At 46.0% G+C, this 20373-nt stretch carries 18 protein-coding genes; 11 read left to right on the forward strand and 7 right to left on the reverse strand.

Features of this window, described 5'->3' with window-relative positions; translation table 11 throughout:
* Positions 1 to 64: 64 nt before the first annotated feature.
* From Q337_RS0112315 to Q337_RS0112325, 3 genes are all read left to right on the forward strand, one after another.
* On the forward strand, positions 65 to 1477 hold the full coding sequence (locus Q337_RS0112315) for a C13 family peptidase (protein ID WP_026471846.1): 1413 nt from the start codon (positions 65 to 67) through the stop codon (positions 1475 to 1477).
* Positions 1478 to 1558: 81 nt separating this feature from the next.
* Positions 1559 to 2665 (forward strand): S-(hydroxymethyl)glutathione dehydrogenase/class III alcohol dehydrogenase, encoded by a 1107-nt coding sequence (locus Q337_RS0112320; RefSeq protein ID WP_026471847.1) that lies wholly within the window; start codon positions 1559 to 1561, stop codon positions 2663 to 2665.
* A 101-nt stretch (positions 2666 to 2766) separates the two neighbouring features.
* Positions 2767 to 3426 (forward strand): thioredoxin domain-containing protein, encoded by a 660-nt coding sequence (locus Q337_RS0112325; protein WP_026471848.1) that lies wholly within the window; start codon positions 2767 to 2769, stop codon positions 3424 to 3426.
* Between the two features lie 88 nt (positions 3427 to 3514).
* Here Q337_RS0112325 and Q337_RS0112330 read toward each other — a convergent pair whose 3' ends face one another.
* From Q337_RS0112330 to Q337_RS0112340, 3 genes are all read right to left on the reverse strand, one after another.
* Positions 3515 to 4351 (reverse strand): sulfurtransferase, encoded by an 837-nt coding sequence (locus tag Q337_RS0112330; RefSeq protein ID WP_026471849.1) that lies wholly within the window; start codon positions 4349 to 4351, stop codon positions 3515 to 3517.
* A gap of 54 nt (positions 4352 to 4405) precedes the next feature.
* A complete protein-coding gene (locus tag Q337_RS0112335) occupies positions 4406 to 4771 on the reverse strand; it encodes a DUF3592 domain-containing protein (RefSeq protein WP_456059082.1) in 366 nt (121 codons plus the stop codon).
* 509 nt (positions 4772 to 5280) lie between these two features.
* Positions 5281 to 5757, reverse strand: coding sequence for a hypothetical protein (locus Q337_RS0112340; protein WP_026471851.1), 477 nt, complete (start codon positions 5755 to 5757; stop codon positions 5281 to 5283).
* A 343-nt stretch (positions 5758 to 6100) separates the two neighbouring features.
* Here Q337_RS0112340 and fghA point away from each other — a divergent pair, with 343 nt between their 5' ends.
* The 5 genes from fghA (at position 6101) to Q337_RS0112365 (ending at position 11974) form a co-directional block, all read left to right on the forward strand.
* Entirely contained in the window at positions 6101 to 6943 is an 843-nt protein-coding gene (gene fghA / locus Q337_RS0112345) for an S-formylglutathione hydrolase (protein ID WP_026471852.1), read from the forward strand.
* Positions 6944 to 7243: 300 nt separating this feature from the next.
* Entirely contained in the window at positions 7244 to 8317 is a 1074-nt protein-coding gene (locus tag Q337_RS0112350; RefSeq protein WP_407636781.1) for a YjgN family protein, read from the forward strand.
* Positions 8318 to 8330: 13 nt separating this feature from the next.
* Entirely contained in the window at positions 8331 to 9398 is a 1068-nt protein-coding gene (locus tag Q337_RS0112355) for a M48 family metallopeptidase (RefSeq protein WP_228133130.1), read from the forward strand.
* 122 nt (positions 9399 to 9520) lie between these two features.
* Positions 9521 to 10207, forward strand: a complete 687-nt coding sequence (rpe, locus tag Q337_RS0112360) for a ribulose-phosphate 3-epimerase (RefSeq protein WP_026471855.1) — start codon at positions 9521 to 9523, stop codon at positions 10205 to 10207.
* Positions 10208 to 10702: 495 nt separating this feature from the next.
* A complete protein-coding gene (locus tag Q337_RS0112365) occupies positions 10703 to 11974 on the forward strand; it encodes an O-acetylhomoserine aminocarboxypropyltransferase/cysteine synthase family protein (RefSeq protein WP_026471856.1) in 1272 nt (423 codons plus the stop codon).
* Positions 11975 to 12266: 292 nt separating this feature from the next.
* Here the strand turns inward: Q337_RS0112365 and pncB are convergent, their stop codons facing one another.
* Entirely contained in the window at positions 12267 to 13493 is a 1227-nt protein-coding gene (gene pncB / locus Q337_RS0112370) for a nicotinate phosphoribosyltransferase (protein WP_034280285.1), read from the reverse strand.
* A 308-nt stretch (positions 13494 to 13801) separates the two neighbouring features.
* Between pncB and Q337_RS0112375 the strand changes: the two genes are divergently transcribed.
* From Q337_RS0112375 to Q337_RS0112385, 3 genes are all read left to right on the forward strand, one after another.
* On the forward strand, positions 13802 to 14293 hold the full coding sequence (locus Q337_RS0112375) for a hypothetical protein (RefSeq protein WP_026471858.1): 492 nt from the start codon (positions 13802 to 13804) through the stop codon (positions 14291 to 14293).
* Between the two features lie 244 nt (positions 14294 to 14537).
* Entirely contained in the window at positions 14538 to 14756 is a 219-nt protein-coding gene (locus Q337_RS0112380) for a dodecin family protein (RefSeq protein ID WP_026471859.1), read from the forward strand.
* Positions 14757 to 14887: 131 nt separating this feature from the next.
* Positions 14888 to 15514: a nuclease-related domain-containing protein gene (locus Q337_RS0112385; protein ID WP_026471860.1), complete on the forward strand. Its 627-nt coding sequence runs from the start codon at positions 14888 to 14890 to the stop codon at positions 15512 to 15514.
* Between the two features lie 72 nt (positions 15515 to 15586).
* Here Q337_RS0112385 and Q337_RS0112390 read toward each other — a convergent pair whose 3' ends face one another.
* From Q337_RS0112390 to Q337_RS0112400, 3 genes are all read right to left on the reverse strand, one after another.
* Positions 15587 to 16864 carry a ribonucleotide-diphosphate reductase subunit beta gene (locus Q337_RS0112390; RefSeq protein WP_026471861.1) on the reverse strand — a complete coding sequence of 426 codons (1278 nt, stop codon included), beginning with the start codon at positions 16862 to 16864 and terminating at the stop codon, positions 15587 to 15589.
* A gap of 143 nt (positions 16865 to 17007) precedes the next feature.
* Positions 17008 to 17169, reverse strand: a complete 162-nt coding sequence (locus Q337_RS19025) for a hypothetical protein (protein ID WP_169733763.1) — start codon at positions 17167 to 17169, stop codon at positions 17008 to 17010.
* Positions 17169 to 20015 carry a ribonucleoside-diphosphate reductase subunit alpha gene (locus Q337_RS0112400; protein ID WP_026471862.1) on the reverse strand — a complete coding sequence of 949 codons (2847 nt, stop codon included), beginning with the start codon at positions 20013 to 20015 and terminating at the stop codon, positions 17169 to 17171. Before Q337_RS0112400 ends, Q337_RS19025 begins: the two co-directional genes overlap by 1 nt.
* Positions 20016 to 20373: the final 358 nt, after the last annotated feature.

Below are 20373 nucleotides of genomic sequence, written 5' to 3' on the forward strand. Positions count from 1 at the left end.
TTAAAAGGCTTTTCTTGCTAGGATACACGCATGCAGTTTGGGTGTGATGTGAGCGAATCACTAGATGATTGAACTAAAGCCTTCTCGTAACTTTCTTAGTGATTTGCGTGATAACCAGATTGCCGCGTGGTGGATGCTAATTGGCTCAAGACGCTGCTTTGACTGGGTTACTCCCAATGGCTGGCAGTTCCTGTTCTGGGCGGTACTGGCCTGTCTCGCTAATACCCTGTTTAGCTGGTTAACGGCAGGTGGGGCAGGACATTTTAACTTGCAGGGGCTGGTGAGCTACCTGTTGTGGCCGTTTATTGCCTTGATTGCCGGGATTTTTCTGGCACAGCGCAGTGGACTTGGCCGGCTAATGCTGGTTCCAGCCATGCTATGGCTGATTGCTGATGTTAATGTTGCGCTATTACAAAGCTTTATACAATTTCTAGGCCAGATTGACCGCCTGCCGGATGTCAGTTATGAATACCTGCCCACAATTTTTCTGGTGCTGTTTGTCTGGCAAACTGTTGCAGTATTCTGGGTATTTGCCCGCGCACTGCACTGGCCGTGGTGGGAGCAGGCCTTAATTCTGGTGGGTATCATCATTACCCTGACCATCTGGCAGTCTTCGGTCAGCAGCCAGCCCATCTGGAAAGTGGAAGAAACCCGCATCACGCTGCCAGAAGCTGCGATTTATGCCCAGCCGCGCCTGCTGGATGATGTGCTGTCGCAAATGCAGAGCAGTGTGCCCGGTCAAAGTAACTGGTATTTTATGGGTATTGCCGGGGCAGGCTATCAGGACGTATTTAAATCGGAAGTTGACCGCATTCAGCGCCAGTTTGATACCCGTTTTGGCACCTATGGCCGTTCTATTGGTCTGGTAAATAATAAAGCCACCTTTATTAGCCAGCCCATCGCCACTAAAACCAGCATTGAGCGTAGTCTGGCGCGGATTGGCCAGCAAATGAATCCTGACAGTGATGTGCTGTTTTTATACATGACGTCGCATGGCCTGCCCAATGTGTTTGAACTGGCCAATGAGCCGATTGACATGCAATCGATTGATCCGCAATGGCTGCGTGAAACACTGGATCGCTCTGGTATTCGCTGGCGGGTGATTGTCATTTCATCCTGCTATTCCGGTAGCTTTGTGCCCGCCTTGCAATCCCCGGATACGCTGGTTATTACTGCATCCTCGGCTGAGCGTACCTCATTTGGCTGTACCAATGAGGCGGATTACACCTATTTTGGCCGTGCCTTTTTTGATGAGGCATTACGAGCACAGCATAGCTTTAAGGGTGCTTTTGATATGGCCAACGGCCGTATCAAGCAATGGGAAAAAGCGCAGGGCTTTCCGCATTCACAGCCGCAATTCAAGCTCGGGCAAAATATGGCACTGATGCTACCGCAGTTTGAAAGCCGTCTGTTCCCGCCGGATATGCTGGCGACTCCCGCAGCGCAACCTGTGCTGGCTGCGCGTGTCACTCCCTGACATTAAATCAATCAGTGATTTAAAATGTCTGGTTACTACATAAACCAACCGTCATGACCTTAAGGATAAAAGGAGTCTTAAATGAAAACACGTGCTGCCATTGCCTGGGAAGCGGCCAAGCCATTAAGCATTCATGAGGTTGAGCTGGCGCCACCACGCGCAGGCGAGGTGCTGGTTGAAATCAAGGCAACCGGAATTTGCCATACAGATTATTACACCCTGTCTGGTGCAGATCCTGAAGGCCGTTTTCCGGCAATTCTGGGTCATGAGGGCGCAGGCGTGGTACTGGAAGTGGGCGAGGGTGTTAAAAGTCTCAAACCCGGTGACCATGTGATTCCGCTGTATACGCCAGAGTGTCGCCAGTGCAAATTTTGCCTGTCGCAAAAAACCAATCTGTGCCAAGCCATTCGCACCACGCAGGGTCAGGGCTTAATGCCGGATGGTACCAGCCGCTTTAGTCTGGATGGACAGGAAATTCTGCATTATATGGGTACGTCTACCTTTGCCAATCATATTGTGGTGCCGGAAATTGCACTGGCCAAAATCCGTGAAGATGCGCCATTTGACAAGGTCTGCTATATCGGGTGTGGCGTGACCACTGGCGTGGGTGCCGTGCTGTTTACTGCCAAGGTGGAAGCGGGCGCCAATGTGGTTGTGTTTGGCTTGGGTGGTATTGGCCTGAATGTGATTCAGGGCGCCAAAATGGTGGGTGCCAACAAGATTATTGGTGTTGACCTGAATCCCGAACGAGAAGCCATGGCACGCAAGTTCGGCATGACGCATTTTATTAATCCATCCAAGGTTGAAAACGTGGTGGATGCGATCATCCAGCTCACTGATGGCGGCGCAGATTATTCCTTTGAATGTATTGGCAATACTCAGGTGATGCGTCAGGCACTGGAATGCTGCCATAAGGGCTGGGGCAAGAGCATTATTATTGGCGTTGCGCCAGCTGGTGCAGAAATTGCCACTCGTCCGTTTCAGTTGGTGACAGGCCGCCACTGGTTAGGTTCGGCATTTGGTGGCGCGCGTGGCCGTACCGATGTGCCCAAGATCGTAGACTGGTATATGGAAGGCAAGCTCAATATTGACGACCTGATTACTCATCATTTAAGCCTTGATGACATCAATAAAGGTTTTGACTTGATGAAAAGTGGTGAGTCGATTCGGAGTGTCGTAATTTATTGATTTGTTTTGGTAAAGTCAGGTTTTATTAAATTGCCGCTATTTTAATATAAGCGGCTTTTTAATATGATTGCGGGGAATATTTAGAACCTCATGAGACTATAATGAAAATAACATTGTGCGTTCCAATTTTGGTTGGAATGGTTTTTTCTTTTTATACGTCTAATAGTTGGGCATATGATAATTTTCCAAAAACACTAGACAAAAGCTGTCGAAAAGGTGATGCGCTTATTTATGATGAGTGTAGTGATCAGTCAAAATTATTTAAGGCTGCTTTAGCAAAGGCACGTGAGGAAAATAAATCATTATTGGTTTCCTATGGTGCTGAATGGTGCATCTGGAGCCATGTTTTTGATGCCTACATTAATGGGAAAACCACAGTATTTAACTATACTTATGCTTTACCGGATGCACCAGAACACAAGATGCATGCTACATTGTTTGAGCGTGAATCATCAGATGTTTCCAAGTTAGCCAAAGCGTTGAACCACTATGTTAATGATAATTTTGTAGTGGTACATATTGAAGCCAATTTTGCCGAAAAGAGTAGCCTGCCTATTCTGGTTAAGACTAGAGCCATAGAAGCTTATAGTGGAGGCGTTCCCTACAATTTTGTGGTTGATGCGAAGGGCTTATATGTTGGACATATTGATCCAGATAAGGTTGAGATCAGAAGAGATACCGCGGACTGGTATCGTGGTTATGACCGACAAAAACTTCTTGAAGAACTCAGAAATCTTAGAGAGCAGGCTAAGGCCAGATAGCCAGTGAACACTATCGCGATGAGTCCGACTCGCCTTTAAATAGTAATCAAGGCTTTGTATATTAATATTTAATTTATTTGATGAGGTATTAATTTTTCATTGCTATAGGCCTTTCATCATCCACAATCCACTCGCTCCATGATCCAGCATATAACAGGGGTTCTGCTAAACCAGCATGTGCAAATGCCAGAATATTATGGCAGGCCGTAATTCCAGAGCCGCAATAGCACACAATTTCACGATCTAAAGCTGGGTCTAAAAAGTGCTCAAATCTGGCTTTTAAATCTTCTTTGCTGCGCCAAAAACCATGTTCCAAGTTCTCATTAAAAGGTAGGTTGATTGCGCCCGGAATATGCCCGGCTTTAGTGTCAATCGGTTCTTCAAGGCCTTTAAATCGGCTGGGAAGTCTGGCATCTATTAATACCCGATTTGGTTTGCCTAGATGAGCCAGCACATTATTACTGTCCACCATATGAGGCTGCCATTGCCCGTTAAATAAAGCTTCCCCTAATTCAGGTTGGGTATTCTCAACGGCACCACCACTAGCCACCCATGCAGCATAGCCACCATCCAGCACCGCAACCTGCTTATGTCCCATAGCGCGCAATAACCACCATAAACGTGCTGCAAACATGCCGTTATCCTGATCGTAGGCAACCACTTGGGTCGTAGCGCCAATGCCCAGTTTGCCAAATAAAGTAATTAATGATTCAGATGTTGGCAGGGGATGGCGTCCGGTTTTTCCGGCAATGATAGGCGCTGACAAATCATGATCAACATGCACAAAGCGGGCTTGTGGTAAATGCCCCAAATCATATTGCTCGCTACCCCACGCCGGGTTGCCAAGCTGATGGCGACAGTCTACAAAAACCACATTACCATTTAGACCTTTTGCTTCTGCAACAGAAATTAATGTTTGGTACATGGAGTAAGCCTTTTTATGAAAATATTATTATTTCGCATTAACGATTAAAGCCATTTATTCCAGCACAATCAAGCGGCTTAATAGACTGGTATCATGCTGGCTAAAAAAGAAAAATAGCACAGTAAAACCGATGACAAATAGCAACCAGGTTGTGCCAAAGGCCAGCATGATAAAATGTGATCTGGTTGCGCCGTAGCTTAAGGTAGATTGACTGGGTTTATCAGGATTAAAACGCACTTCAACTTTTTTGGCATGTTTTAATTTTTCGTAAATTTCCTCATGCGCAGCACGACCACTGCTCCCGCTATAGCCAAAAGAAATATTATCTCCTTCGTAGGTTGTGCCTTGAAAACGATATAAATATTTAGCTTTTACCTCATAAGTAGTGCCATCTGAATCATTGTCAGTAATAAATTGCACATCTTGAATGCTAGCTATAGTTTTTGGCCAGTCTTTTGCTGCATTTGCCTGATGGAGTGAGCTTATGCCACTGCCCAGAACCGCAAAACCTACAATATAAAAAATTGAGATGAAAATGATGAAAAAGACAGACATTTTGGACATCGCTGATTTCTAGGGCTCTGGTTGGTTTAGTTAAGTTATTGAGTCTATGGGATTTTATTTTTTCTATAGCAAGATACAGTTAATTTAAAACCTGAAATGAATTTTTAGCATATAAAGACTTGGTCTCGAGCAATAGAGATTTATTAACAATAAGTTTAAAGCCTATTAATTTTTCTTTATTAGCTTAGCTTACAAAGCTTTGATAACGATTAGAAATCCGGGTTTATTGGGCTTTAAATCAGCCTTATTATAGTTTTATATAAAGCTTAAAATAAAACCAGCCCTCATGACCAGAAGGCTGGATTTGTCATTATGTAATTTATTGCCTGAATTTCAGATTGTTGAGCATTAAGAACAGTGCCATATTAATGATAACTAATGGTACCGCTACCAGCCAGTTTACTTAAGGAGATACCCACGACCATCCCAAAAAAACTGCCGACCTGACTCCAGTTCATATCGTATAAGTCTAGCGAGACTTCACCACCTCCGCCTGCTACAGCTTCAAGTGTAAACTGGTATTCACCATGCAGTGTGGAAGGATCAACAAAAAAGTATCCTGTCACGGCAGAGGTGAAAATTGCAAAATCTGCATCGGGACCGCCCGTTGCATTAAAAACCACGTAATGCGGGGGAGCCAGGTCGACAGTAAGGTTCATTGCCCACCATAAAACTCCAGTCATCGACAGCTCGCCAGTTGCGTTCCATGAATTTTGGGTCGACAGTTGAAGCATATGTTGATTGGCCAGTGTAAATGGATGATCAGGTTGTAGTGCGGCGAAGTCTTTAATGCGCTGTTGCTTATCTTCTAACACTTGGGTTGCTCGTTGTTGTAGTTGCATTATGTTGTTCCTATTCTAATATTAAATGATTATTGCTAAGAAGATGCTGAAGAATCCTGCAAACATTGCTGAATTTTACCCAACACCTTATTAGACTTATCTTTTATCACTAATAGATAAGTTCTTCTTTTATACTGCATTAAGGAAATGTTTTATCTGAAAATAATACGAAAATTATTACTATATATTTATTCGGATTAGTCGCTGCCAAGGAGGGAAACATGCATATAAAAAGCCGTATCAGCGTGGCTAAACTTTAAGACAACTCAACAAATCCCAACTTTGACTATGCTACCCTAAAACCCGGAAATGATTCATCCATTTGAAAACAGGCGAAGGTATCATGAAACAACTTTCCTCAAACCGCTGCTTTAACGGTGAACAGCGCATTTATGAGCATGAATCCAGTGTAATTGGCCTGCCTATGAAATTTGGCGTGTACTTGCCACCACAAGCATTGAAAGGGGAAAGCGAGGCTAAAAAGTGCAAAACCCTGTTTTATCTGGCGGGCTTGACCTGTACTGAAGAAACCTTTGCCATTAAAGCACATGCTCAAGCTTTGGCAGCCGAGCTGGGCTTTATTATCATTACCCCGGATACCAGCCCGCGTGGTGATGCCGCACAGGGCGATCACTGGGATATTGGACAGGGCGCTGGTTTTTATATTGATGCCACACAGCAACCGTGGACACCACACTACAAGATGGAAAGCTATATTACCCAGGAATTATATGAGCTGGTTAAAACCAGTTTTCTAGTAGACCCGGCACGTATTGGAATTTTTGGGCACTCTATGGGGGGTCATGGTGCGCTCACCTTGGCCTTTAAATATCCGCAAAAATTTAACTCGGTATCAGCTTTTGCACCAATTGCTGCACCCGTGGATTGTGCATGGGGTCAAAAAGCCTTTAGTCAATATCTGGGCAATAATCAGAGTGAATGGGCAGGCCATGATGCCAGCCGATTGATTGCACAAAAAGGCAAACAGTTTGACAGTATTCTGGTGGATCAGGGCATGTCTGACCAGTTTTTAAACCAGTTGGGTATTGATCAACTGGAAACCGCCTGTCAGCAGGCTGGCCAGCCGTTGACCTTGCGCCGTCATGCCGGGTATGACCATGGTTATTACTTTATTCAAAGTTTTGTGCAGGATCATTTAAAGTTTCATGCCGGGCAGTTGCAATAAAATCAAATGCGGTAAAAGCAAAAAATAATTGCTATGATCAGACTGTATAAATATTTGAAGGTGTACGGGACGCAAACAGGCTGGCGTGCATCTTTATTGATTTCATCCTAAAAACACAATCAGTATGACTTAGAAAAGAGACATAAAATACAGGAATAAGGCCTGTCAAAACATTAGCCAAAAGCGTGTATGAAAATAAGGAAATTTATAACTGATGAAATTTATAACTAAGGGGATTTTATGAATCAATATCCTGCTAGCCCGGACGCCGATGGTGGCCGTGAAATCCATTTTCCACAAGTGCCTGATCCGGCGCCACCAGCTCCGCCTATTGCTGATAGCACTACACCGCCGCCACCGGGATTTATCGCACACCGGCGCTTTGAGTTTCATGGCAATGGCAGTGAGTATTTTGGCATCTGGATTTCCAATCTGGTGCTTACCATTATTACCATTGGTTTTTATGCGCCGTGGGCTAAAGTGCGCCGCCTGCGTTATTTTTATGGACATACCAAGCTGGCCAATCGTGCCTTTGATTTTACCGGGATTCCGACCAAGATTCTGGTGGGCCGCCTGATTGCTGCTGCGGTGTATTTTATCTTTGCCTTTGGCGGGCAGTATTCACCCAAGGTAGCGGTGGCCGGTTTTGTGCTGCTGTTTCTGGTATTGCCGTGGCTATTACGGGCCACATTCCGTTTTAATGCTCGTAACAGCAAATACAGCAATAGCCGTCTGTTTTTCTCGGGTTCAACCGCCCAGATTTATAAAACCCTGCTGTTGTGCTTGCTGATTACTGTATTTACGCTTGGCATCATGACACCCTATGCCATCTGGCTTTACAAGCGCTATCAGTTTAATCATCTTCATCTAGGCCAGCTAAATTTTAAGCTGGACGTGGATGTAGGTCGTTATTTTAGTGCCATTTATGTGCCATATTTCTTTGTGCTCGGGGCATTGTTTATTGGGGGGATATTGCTTGCAGCGACAGGATTAAATCCGTCCAGTGGACTTTCTGCTGCTGCCATTGGCTTTATGGCGGCTTTGTATTTCATGCTATTTTTGATTGTGCCATTGATTCAGGCACGGCTTTACAAGGCCACATGGAATCATGTATCGCTGGCCAAAAACCGCTTTGAGTGCAACATCAACCAGTGGCGCTATAGCTGGATTGTAATCACGAACTGGCTGGCCAGAATTGTGAGCTTTGGTTTGTTGTCGGCTTGGGCTGCCGTGCGCATTTACCGCTACAAGATCGAAAGCCTGAGCGTGCATCTGGTGGATAGCCCTAATGATTTGCTGACGCTGGCCCGGCAGGAACCTTCAGCCTTTGCTGAGGAACTCACCGATATTCTGGATATTGATGTGTCCCTATAAGAGATAAATGCCCATGTTGCCATCGACTGATAGTGCTGCCATGAAGGGCAATTCTGATACATCTGTTGACGTCATTTTTTATGATGGCATTGTGTCCAGACCGCAGCAGGCGGTGCTGAGTCCTCAAAGTAGTATGCAGGGACAAACGCATGCCATGATAAATACGGGCACGCAGCAGTTTTGTTATGCCTATCAGGACATGCAACTGATTGGCGCACTGGGCCAGATTCATCCGGTTATTGAATTGCCGGACGAAGCACGTATTGAATTTTTGCAACCACAATTGCCTGCGTGGCTTAATCTCAGGTCAAAAAATATCAATCAGCGCATCTGGCATCTGGAACGCAGTCCGCTGTTGATTGCCTGTAGTCTGGTCTTGATGGTGGTCATTATTGGAGTTGTGGTCAAGTTTGGCGTGCCATACACGGCTAAGCAACTGGCCTGGCATTTGCCAGCCAATACCTTAAATTCGATTGGTGATCAGGCACAGGAACAGATTGAGCAGCTTACTGAAAAAAGCCAGCTGCCAGCCGCACGGCAGCAGCAAATCCGTCAGCTTTACAGCCGCTATGTGGCAGGCCAGCAGCCAGCAACACTGGTATTCCGGCAAGGTGATAATCTGGGCGCCAATGCACTGGCCTTACCCAACAATACTATTGTAATGACCGATGAGCTGGTGCAACTGGCGCAGGATGACCGTGAACTGATTGGTGTACTGGCACATGAACATGGGCATTTAACCGAGCGCCATACCATGCAGCAGGTGTTGTCAGCGCTGGGGATGACGGTGTTTATTACCTGGATTACCGGCGATGTGACCGATCTGGTGAGTAATGCACCGTATGCCTTACTGACATTAAGTTATTCACGCGAGTTTGAGCGGCAAGCTGATTTATATGCCATGCAAACCTTAAGCCGCCAGCAAATTCCGGTGAGTTACTTTGCCCGTTTTTTAAAGCGCATGGAAAAGGATGATGCCGATATTGAATTGCTAAGCACTCATCCGGCAACGACTGCCCGCATACAGGCTGTTGAAGCGTTTGCCCGTCAGCAAAAATTAGTAGAGGACAAACCACAGTAGCGCCAGCCAGTCATGCCAGTTTGACAAAGCCAGACTGACAAATAGCGGCGCTCTGCTTTTTCTGTTAAGGTGGCGCTGTTTAAACCAGCCCGTTCGTGACGCCCCTATTGCGGAGACCAGCCATGTCAAAACCTTACCTGATTGCCCCGTCCATTTTATCTGCCGACTTTGCACGCCTGGGTGAGGAAGTGGACAAGGTACTGGCTGCCGGTGCCGATGTGGTACATTTTGATGTGATGGACAATCATTATGTACCTAACCTGACCTTTGGTGCGGGTGTGTGCAAGGCGCTTAAAAAATATGGCATTACTGCGCCGATTGATGTGCATTTGATGGTGAGCCCGGTTGATCGCATCATTGGCGATTTTCTGGAAGCAGGTGCTGACATTATTACCTTTCATCCCGAAGCATCGGACCATATTGACCGCTCGCTGCAACTGATCAAATCCAGTGGGGCAAAAGCAGGGCTGGTATTTAATCCGGCAACCCCGCTGCATTATCTGGATTATGTGCTGGACAAGGTCGACCAGATTTTACTGATGAGCGTTAACCCCGGTTTTGGCGGGCAAAAGTTTATCCCCATGACACTGGAAAAACTGCGCCAAACCCGCAAGATCATTGATGACAGCGGTTTTGATATCAGACTTGAAGTCGATGGAGGCGTGTCTGAGCAAAACATCCGTGAAATTGCCGAAGCCGGAGCAGATATGTTTGTGGCTGGGTCAGCGATTTTTGGCAAGTCAGACTATAAAGCGGTGATTGATGCTATGCGCAGTGAGTTAGCCAAAGTCGGTAGCTTTCAGGCTTAAGTGGTTTATTGCATCACATTGTTCCGGGGATAAACTTAAATTTATTATCAGAAGTTATCCCCAATTTTTAGGGATAACTCTGTGGATAAAGCTGTGGTTAACTTGTTTTTTGACCAAACAGCCAATGAATATAAACATTAAATAATTATAAAACAATAGGTTAATTCAAATTATTCTTGCAAAAACGTTGATTTGATCCTTTTTTGAAATTTAAAACTGCAAAAATGTGCTATGGGATTTGTGCTGATTTATGGCTTTAATCCTGTATATCTTGGTTTTCAGTAATGATCAAGTCCTAGCGATAAGCTAAAACTTGCGTGATGAATTCACTGATGTTTTAAACCTTCCCAGTTCCAATGCCAAAATTTAAATTCATTGTTGTGTTATCTGAATTGATGCTAATGAATCAAGAAAATAGTTAATAAAAAAGATATAGTCCTATGATAGCTTTATAAAAAGCCCAACAATAATTTTATGCAAAACAAAGGATCAATCATGAAAGCAGAAACCATTGCCATTCACGCGGGCTATAGTCCAGAGGCAACCACCAAGTCAGTGGCAGTGCCCATTTATCAAACCACCTCGTATTCATTTGACAATACCCAGCATGGCGCCGATTTATTTGACCTGAAAGTTCAGGGCAATATTTATACCCGCATCATGAATCCAACCACTGCCGTGCTGGAGCAACGGGTAGCGGAGCTGGAAGGTGGCATTGGCGGAGTAGCGCTGGCATCTGGTATGGCCGCCATTACCTATGCCATTCAGACCATTACCGAAGCTGGCGATAATATTGCCTCAGTATCAACCCTGTATGGGGGCACTTATAACTTGTTTGCCCATACCTTGCCACGGCAGGGCATAGAGGTTCGTTTCTTTGATTACCTGCAACCAGAGCAACTCGACAAGCTGATTGATGCCAAAACCAAGCTGGTATTTGTCGAATCCATTGGCAACCCGCTGGGTAATATTATTGATATTGAAAAAATCAGTGAAATCGCGCACCGGCATGGCATTCCAGTGATTGTCGACAATACCGTGGCCACGCCAATTTTACATCGGCCGTTTGAGCATGGGGCCGATATCGTCATTCATTCCCTCACCAAATATATTGGCGGGCACGGCACCAGTGTGGGTGGCATTGTCATTGATAGTGGCAAGTTTCCGTGGGGTGAGCATGCCGAGCGTTTTGCCGTATTGAACACACCTGATCCCAGCTATCATGGCGTCAATTATGTCGAGGCGTTGGGGGCAGCGGCGTATATCGCACGCTTGCGGGTAGTTCCATTACGCAATATGGGCGCTGCCATTAGTCCGTTTAATGCCTTCTTAATCCTGCAAGGGCTAGAAACACTGGCCTTGCGGATGGAACGGCACAGCGAAAATGCACTTAAAATTGCCCAGTATTTAAACACCCATCCCAAAGTTAAATGGGTGAATTATGCTGGCTTAACTGATCATCCGCAACATGCGCTGGTGACCAAATACCTGAGTGGCAAGGCATCGGGTATTTTAACCTTTGGCGTGCAGGATGGCCGTGAAGGCGGCACTCGCTTTATTGACGCGCTGCAATTGTTCACACGTCTGGTCAATATTGGGGATGCCAAAAGTCTGGCAACCCATCCGGCAACCACCACCCATCGACAGCTTAACGATGAAGAGCTGAAAAAGGCAGGGGTCAGCGAGGATATGGTGCGGCTGTCGATTGGCATTGAGCATGTGGATGACCTGATTGCGGATCTGGAACAGGCATTGGCTGCAGTATAAAATTTAAAGTGTGTTGTGAAGCATGGTCATGGCAGGCCATGCTTTTTATTTTTAGTATGTTTAACCTTGGATCTCTTTCAAAAGTCAGGTTTCGACATGGTTGGTGAGCTTGCCGAAGGATGGTTCGACAGGCTCACCAACCATGGTTCCTGAGCTTACCAAAGGACGGTTCCTGAGCTTGTCGAAGGACGGTCATTAAGCATTCGACAGGCTCATGCCGAGGTCTTGTCGAAGTGGTCAAAGGCAAGTTGGCGTTACTGATGAAAGAAGTCTCTTAATTACAATCCTAACCTCAACTTTCGCTAGGCTCGGCAATTTCAAATACCTGTCGCAAATAGGCCAGAAAGGTTTCATCCGTGCTCATGGTTTTGCCGGGGCTATCCGATAGCTTGGCTACCGACTGGCCATTACATTGCACCAGTTTCAGCACAATATTCAGCGGCACATGGCCCATATCATTGGTCAGGTTGGTGCCAATGCCAAAACTGGTCTGGAAGCGATCCTTAAAATAGTGGTACAAGGCCCAGGCTTTTTCCAGATTCAGGCCATCGCTAAAGGTCAGCATTTTGGTTTTCGGGTCAATACGTAATGCCAGATAATGCGCATAGGCTTTATCACCCCATGCATACGGGTCACCACTGTCATGCCGCAAGCCATCAAACAGCTTGGCAAAGTACAGGTCAAAATCGCGCAGGAATGCATCCATGCCCACCACATCAGTCAGGGCAATGCCAAGATCACCCCGGTATTCATGCACCCAGCTTTCCAGCGCAGCTTTCTGAAAATTACGCAAGCGTACATTCAGTGCCTGAAACGCCTGCAAAAATTCATGCGCCATGGTGCCAATCGGACTAATGCCAAGCTGCATGGCCAGATACACATTGCTGGTGCCGCGAAACACCTGTGGCGCTGCTGCATGCAGGGTTTTCACCACATGCTGTTGCCATACATAGCTATAGCGCCGCCGCGTGCCAAAATCAGAAACCAGAAACGGTGGCTCGCCAGAATTCTGCTGCCGGGCATATGTCTTAATGAACGCAACCTTGGCTTGCAGGCGCTGTTCAGCAGTTTCCAGAACAGCCGGTGTTTCCAGCCGCCGGAAATACAGCTCATTCACAATGGCCAGCACAAAAATTTCAAAGAACATGGCCTGTACCATTGGGCCTTCCACCACAATATCCAGCGAGCCTTGTTCATCAATATGCGTCTGGATAAAACGGCGCTTCAGCTGAAACAGCTCCAGATAATCCACCAGATCACTTTTGATAAAGCGCAAGCTGCGCAAGTAGTCTAATTCCTCGGGTTTAAACTTGATCTCACACAGCCGATCCAGCTCAATGTCCAGTTCGTCTTTAATGTCACGCAATGGATAGGCAATCTTGTCTTCATTGCGGCAACGGAAATGATAAACGCTATGTGTTTCAGGAAACTGGTGCAGCACCACCTGAAGCATGGTGAACTTATAAAGGTCTGTATCCAGCAGGGACTGGATAATTGGTGGGCGTTGGTTAATGACCATAATTTAAATGATTAACAGCAGACTAATTAAAATTCATTAAACCATGCAAAATGAGCGACTTAACAATTTACCCTTAATACACTCCAAATTGTATAAAAGGGCAGACCAGTACCATTCAAAACTCCAGCTTACCGCCTGTCGGCTACAGGTGTTTGCCGCTCTTTTTTCTGGCTAAAAATAACACAAAAATAGATTGTAATCGAATTGTGATTTTATGTAATTAGTGTAAACTGGTTCTAAGTTTAGGATAATACCGCGACATGGTGTAGCCATATGACGGTAGAAAATTAATATGTGAGTACCAGCGTATGCAGCATGGAATTTTTCAACTGGCCAGGCGGGCCATTACGTTTACCAGCATCAGTTTATTCTGGTTTATGTTAAGCGCCGCATTGATGCATTTTTCCTTAAATGGATTATATGCTCCAGAAACTTCCCTGCAAACCACCGTGACCTGGTATGGGTTTTTGTTTCAGGTGAGTTTGTTCTGGCTTAGCCTGATTGCAGGTGGTGTAGGCCTTGCGCATGTTACCTTTACCCGCCAGTGGTATCACTCACTGCGCAATATCATGGTGCTGTGGCAGGGCGTGATCAGCCAGCAATGGCAACTGATGAGCTTTATCCTGGTACTGAGCTACACCGCACTGGCCTTTATGGTGTATGTGGTACAAAAAAATATGGGTCTGGATGGGCAGTTGCTGCTGGCTGTGACCTCAGCCGCACTGGTGATGTTTAGCCGTGAAATCAGTCAGAAGGCACTTTATATTGTGGCGCGTGTGGCACCGGATTCCCGTATTTAAGTTTTATGTTCACTCGCTTTGCCCACTACACCTAGTGGGCTTTTTTTTGCCTGTACATTTATTGTGGCGAAATCTGGACTTACTCAAGGTGCACAGTAGTTGCCAAACCCGCGCGTTTTGTTACCAAGCCCAACTGAAAAATATAAGCAGACTGAGTAGGCTTAAACCTCATTGGCGCAGCAAGCCCATAGCTTTTTATAGGGTTTGCGCTGATATCTGGATTTTAATACTGAGGAGAAAACTCATGTCTGTTGCACGCAATTTTGAAGTGTCCAGTACCTCTAACGTGAGCTTTGAGGATGCCATTAATAAGGGGATTCAGGGCGTTTCTGATAATGTAAACAACATTAAAGGCGCATGGATCAAGGAACAAAAAGTGGATATCAGCAATGGCAAAATTTCTGCCTATAATGTGATGATGATTGTGACTGCTGCCGTTGATGATGTTGGTGGCGCGAGTTGATCGTTAAAAATAGTTTAAAGCCGGCATTGATGTCGGCTTTTTTTATGAGCCAATTTAAATATCAACCTATAGCTTTATTGGCTTAAAATTAAAGGAACAAACTATATTATTTAAAGGAATATTAAAAAGACATGCTGTTTTATATCTTTATTTTTATTGGGTTAATGCTAGTTGTAGCATATCTTTCTTCACCAAAATTCAAGGGTAAGTTGGGTGAGTTTGCAGTTACAGCTCAAGCTAAAAAATATTTGGGAGAAGCATATATTTTACTTAATGATTGCACATTGTCAGATGGTCAGAATGGCACAACGCAAATTGACCATATCTTGTTAAGCCCTTATGGAATATTCGTGATTGAGACTAAAAATTATCAGGGGTGGATATTTGGTGGAGAGCGGCAAAAGAATTGGACTCAAAAAATTTATAAAAAATCCTTTAAGTTTCAAAATCCATTGCATCAGAATTATAAGCATACAAAGGTACTGGAAAGTGTCTTAGAGGACGTGCTTGGCCCCCAGTACTTGCATTCATTAATTGTATTTACTCCGCAAAGTACTTTTAAAACAGCGATGCCAGCAAATGTTGTGCAGGGCCGTGCCTGGATTGAATATGTAAAGCAGTTTCAGGAAGAAGTTATTCCAGCAATAAAGCTTAAGCGAATCCAGTACCGGATTGAAAAGGAAATTATGGAGAAAGGCTGGAAAACAAATCGCTTGCACGTTGAAAGTTTAAAGCAAAAACGGATTGAACCAGATTAAAAGCAGTTATGTTCCTTATACTTAAACAACTTATAAAAAAGCCTGCATTATCGCAGGCTTTATAGATCTGGATTACCAGCTCAACGCACCACCAGTCTGATAATCTGTTACCCGCGTTTCAAAGAAGTTTTTCTCTTTACGCAAGTCCATCATCTCAGACATCCACGAGAATGGATTGGTCACGCCAACATATTGCTCCGGCAAGCCCAACTGGGACAAGCGACGGTTGGCAATAAACTTCAGGTACTCTTCCATCATGGCGGCATTCATGCCCAATACACCACGCGGCATGGTGTCACGTGCATACTCGATTTCCAGCATCGCACCTTCCAGAATCATCTGGGTCACTTCCTGCTGGAATTCCTTGGTCCATAGGTTTGGATTCTCAATCTTGATCTGGTTGATCATGTCGATACCAAAATTCAGGTGCATGGATTCATCACGCAAAATGTACTGGAACTGCTCGGCAACCCCGGTCATCTTGTTGCGGCGGCCCATCGACAGAATCTGGGTAAAGCCACAGTAGAAGAAAATCCCTTCCAGCACGCAATAAAATGCAATCAGGTTACGCAACAGGGTCTGGTCATCTTCGGGTGTACCGGTCTTGAAAGTAGGATCACCCAGGCTTTGCGTATATGTCAGACCCCAAGCGGCTTTACGTGCAACGCTGGGCACTTCGCGGTACATATTGAACACTTCGCCTTCATCCATGCCCAGCGACTGGATGCAGTACTGGTAGGCATGAGTATGAATGGCTTCTTCAAAGGCCTGACGCAAAATGTACTGACGGCATTCCGGATTGGTAATGTGGCGATAGAGCGCCAATACCAGATTATTGGCCACCAGAGAATCCGCAGTAGAGAAGAAGCCCAAGGAACGCATGACAATCAGGCGCTCATCTTCAGTCAGGCCATTTTCAGATTTCCACAGGGCAATATCTGCCGTCATGTTGACTTCCTGTGGCATCCAGTGGTTGGCACAACCATCCAGATATTTTTGCCATGCCCATTCATACTTGAACGGTACAAGCTGGTTTAAGTCAGCGCGGCAGTTGATCATGGCCTTGTCATCGACCTGCACGCGACCTGCGCCCATTTCCAGTTCTTCAAGACCGGGGGCAACATCCAGATGGGCTAGGGATTCTGTGGCTCTTTCCACAGCACTGCTGGCAACAGGCTGAGCTGGTGCTGGGCTAATGGGTTGAGCAGTAGCCACTGGCGCTTTTGCTGCTGGTGCAGCAGATACCAGCGGTGCAGAACCCGTTTGCGGCGCTTGGACTGGCGCAGGTTTGACTGCGAGTGGCGTAGTGTTCGCATCATCGTCTAAATCATCCCAGCTTAAAATGGACATTTAACCATACCTCTTTAAATATTAAATTCAATATTGCGTCTGAGTGCTGTTTTCCAGCCTGTTACTGGCTCTATTATTTTGCACAGCACCCTCAAACCAGTTTTATGACAAGCAATATGTCTGTTGCCGTGCATCACAGCAGTTTATTTCTCACTTCCCGCAAGATCGTCTGGCGCAGGTTTATCCTTTTGTGACCTAAATATGGCCATAAAAATATAGACCATGGGCGCATAAAACACGATAAACATGGCGATCAGGGCACCCAAGCCCAGATCATAGCCAGTATTTACAGGAGAAGGCGCCATTACTGGCACGCTTCACAGTCTGGATTGTCAATACTGCACGCCAATGGTACTGGCGCCGCATTGGCAAATGCATCATCTTCCACAACTGCACTGGCATTTACGTCAGCAGGTGCAGCTTCAGCAATGACTGGCGCAACGCCTGTAGCCTTAACCGCATTGAGCGCACCCGTATTGATGGTAGATTTTTCAGCCGAAGTAGCACCCAGTGCACGCAGGTAGTAAGTGGTTTTCAGGCCACGCAACCATGCCATTTTGTAGGTGATGTCCAGCTTCTTGCCATTCGCACCTGCAATATACAGGTTCAATGACTGCGCCTGATCAATCCACTTCTGGCGACGGCTGGCTGCATCCACAATCCAGCGCGGTTCTACTTCAAATGCAGTGGCAAACAGCGCTTTAAGGTCATCCGGAATACGGGCAATTTTCTGTACCGAACCTTCATAGTGTTTCAGGTCATTCACCATCACCACATCCCACAGGTTACGCTCTTTTAAAGCGCGCACTAGATAAGGGTTGATCACGGTAAATTCACCGGACAGGTTGGATTTGACATACAGGTTCTGGAAGGTTGGCTCAATGGACTGCGCCACACCACAAATGTTGGAAATGGTGGCAGTTGGGGCAATTGCCATCACATTGGAGTTGCGCATGCCATCTTTTTGCACTTTTTGACGCAAGGTATCCCAGTCCAGCGTCTGGCTACGATCTACATCAAACATGCGCTCAGGACGTGACTTGGCCACAATATCCAGCGAGTCAATCGGCAGAATGCCCTGATCCCACAAAGAGCCTTTAAAGGTGCTGTAGCTGCCACGCTCAACCGCCAGTTCGCTGGAAGTATGAATGGCATGATAGCTAATCACTTCCATGGAACGGTCAGCAAACTCAACCGCTTCGGCTGAACCATAGGCAATGTTTAACTCATACAGGGCATCCTGAAAGCCCATAATACCCATGCCCACCGGGCGGTGCTTCAGGTTGGATGCTTTGGCTTGCGGCACGGCGTAATAGTTAATGTCAATGACGTTGTCCAGCATGCGCACCGCAGTTTTAACGGTGGCTTTCAGCTTCTCACTGTCCAGTACGCCATCTTTAACATGCTTGACCAGATTGATTGAACCCAGATTACACACGGCAATCTCATCCTTGCTGGTATTCAGGGTAATTTCGGTACATAGGTTTGATGAATGCACCACGCCCACATGCTGCTGAGGAGAGCGCAGGTTGCACACATCCTTAAAGGTAATCCATGGATGGCCAGTTTCAAACAGCATGGACAGCATTTTGCGCCATAAATCCTGCGCACGGACACGCTTGAACAGCTTGAGCTTGCCGTCACGGGTCAGCTGCTCATATGCCTCATATTTTTCTTTAAAGGCAAGGCCGGTCAGGTCATGCAATTCTGGAACATCGGATGGGCTGAACAGTGTCCATTCGCCATCTTCAATCACGCGCTGCATAAACAGGTCAGGTACCCAGTTAGCCGTGTTCATATCATGCGTGCGGCGACGGTCATCCCCGGTGTTTTTACGCAGTTCCAGAAATTCCTCAACGTCCAGATGCCAGCTTTCTAAATATGCACAGACTGCACCTTTACGCTTACCACCTTGGTTTACGGCAACCGCAGTGTCATTGACTACTTTTAAGAATGGCACTACACCTTGTGACTTGCCGTTGGTTCCCTTAATTGAGGAATTCAAGGCACGAACAGGTGTCCAGTCATTGCCCAGACCGCCTGCCCATTTGGACAGCATGGCGTTGTCCTGAATCGCACCATAAATACCATGCAGATCATCTGGCACGGTGGTCAGGTAGCAGCTTGAAAGCTGTGAACGCAAAGTGCCGGAGTTAAACAGGGTAGGCGTGGATGCCATGTAATCAAAGCTGGACAGCAGGTTATAAAACTCAATGGCCCGTGCTTCGCGGTCATCTTCTTTTAAGGCAAGACCCATGGAAACACGCATAAAGAACAATTGTGGCAGCTCAAACCGGGTGCCTTCACTGTGAATAAAATAGCGGTCATACAGGGTTTGCAGCCCCAGATAGGTAAACTGGTTGCTGCGTTCTGGCATAATCGCTGCCTTGAGCTTTTCAAGGTCAAAGGTCAGCAGTTGTGGGTCCAGCAATTCCAGTGCAACACCTTTTTCCAAAAAGGCTTGCAGGGCTTCATTCTCGGTAGTGTCCAGCGGCAGGCCAAGAAACTCGAGGCCTTCTTTGAGCAGGTCATCACGTAGCAGGCGTGCGGTGACATAAGTGTAATTCGGTTCTTGCTCAATCCGGGTGCGGGTGGCCATCATCATGGTGGTAGAGATGTCCGCCTCATTCACACCGTTATAAAGGTTGCGTACGGTTTCATCAATGATAGCCTGTACATCAATGCCTTCCAGACCGGCTGCGGCTTTTTCTACCGTGTGTTGCAATAGGCTTAAATCCAGTGGTTTTAACTGCCCATCAGTGCCTAAAATTTGCAGGGTAGGGTGGTGATTTGCATCATCCTGCTGGCGCAAGTTGGCCTGTTTTTCACGGTAAATCACATAGGCACGAGCCACTTTGTGCTCGCCAGTACGCATCAGGGCAAGCTCAACCTGATCCTGAATTTCTTCAATGTGAATAGTGCCACCAGACGGTAAACGGCGCTTGAAGGTATTTTCAACCATTTCTGTCAGCTGGGTGACGCGATCATGGATACGGCTTGAATTGGCACCCTGCTGGCCTTCAACCGCCAGAAAAGCCTTGCTAATGGCCACGGCAATTTTGTCGGCATCATAAGGAAGCACCCCACCATTACGCTTAATAACCCGTAATTGTCCGGGGACTACTGAGGCTTGTCCAATTGGCGCATTCATGACTGCTTTTCTCCCTAACAGGTCCGTGCATTCACATAAAAAGCAGTCACTGCAAGCAATGCCCAGATTTTATGCAAAACACTACTAATTGTGTTGATTTAATTTGATAGGCACAAGATAAGGGATTTTCACCTGATTAGCAATCTGCTCTTAAGTGATTTTGGATGAGTTATCGTTATATTATGTTGGTTATAAAAGCAACGATTGTGGATAAGTTTGAGGATAACTATAGGGATAACTTTGTTGATAAGTTGTGGACAACCGATAAGCAAGACGAATAGTGATAAACTTCTTACAGAAGACCAAAACATATACATTTGAGAATCAACATAATATTTACCAAAAACCCAAGTAAAAA

Origin of the sequence: Alkanindiges illinoisensis DSM 15370 (genome assembly GCF_000619845.1) — a bacterium.
GTDB lineage: Bacteria > Pseudomonadota > Gammaproteobacteria > Pseudomonadales > Moraxellaceae > Alkanindiges > Alkanindiges illinoisensis.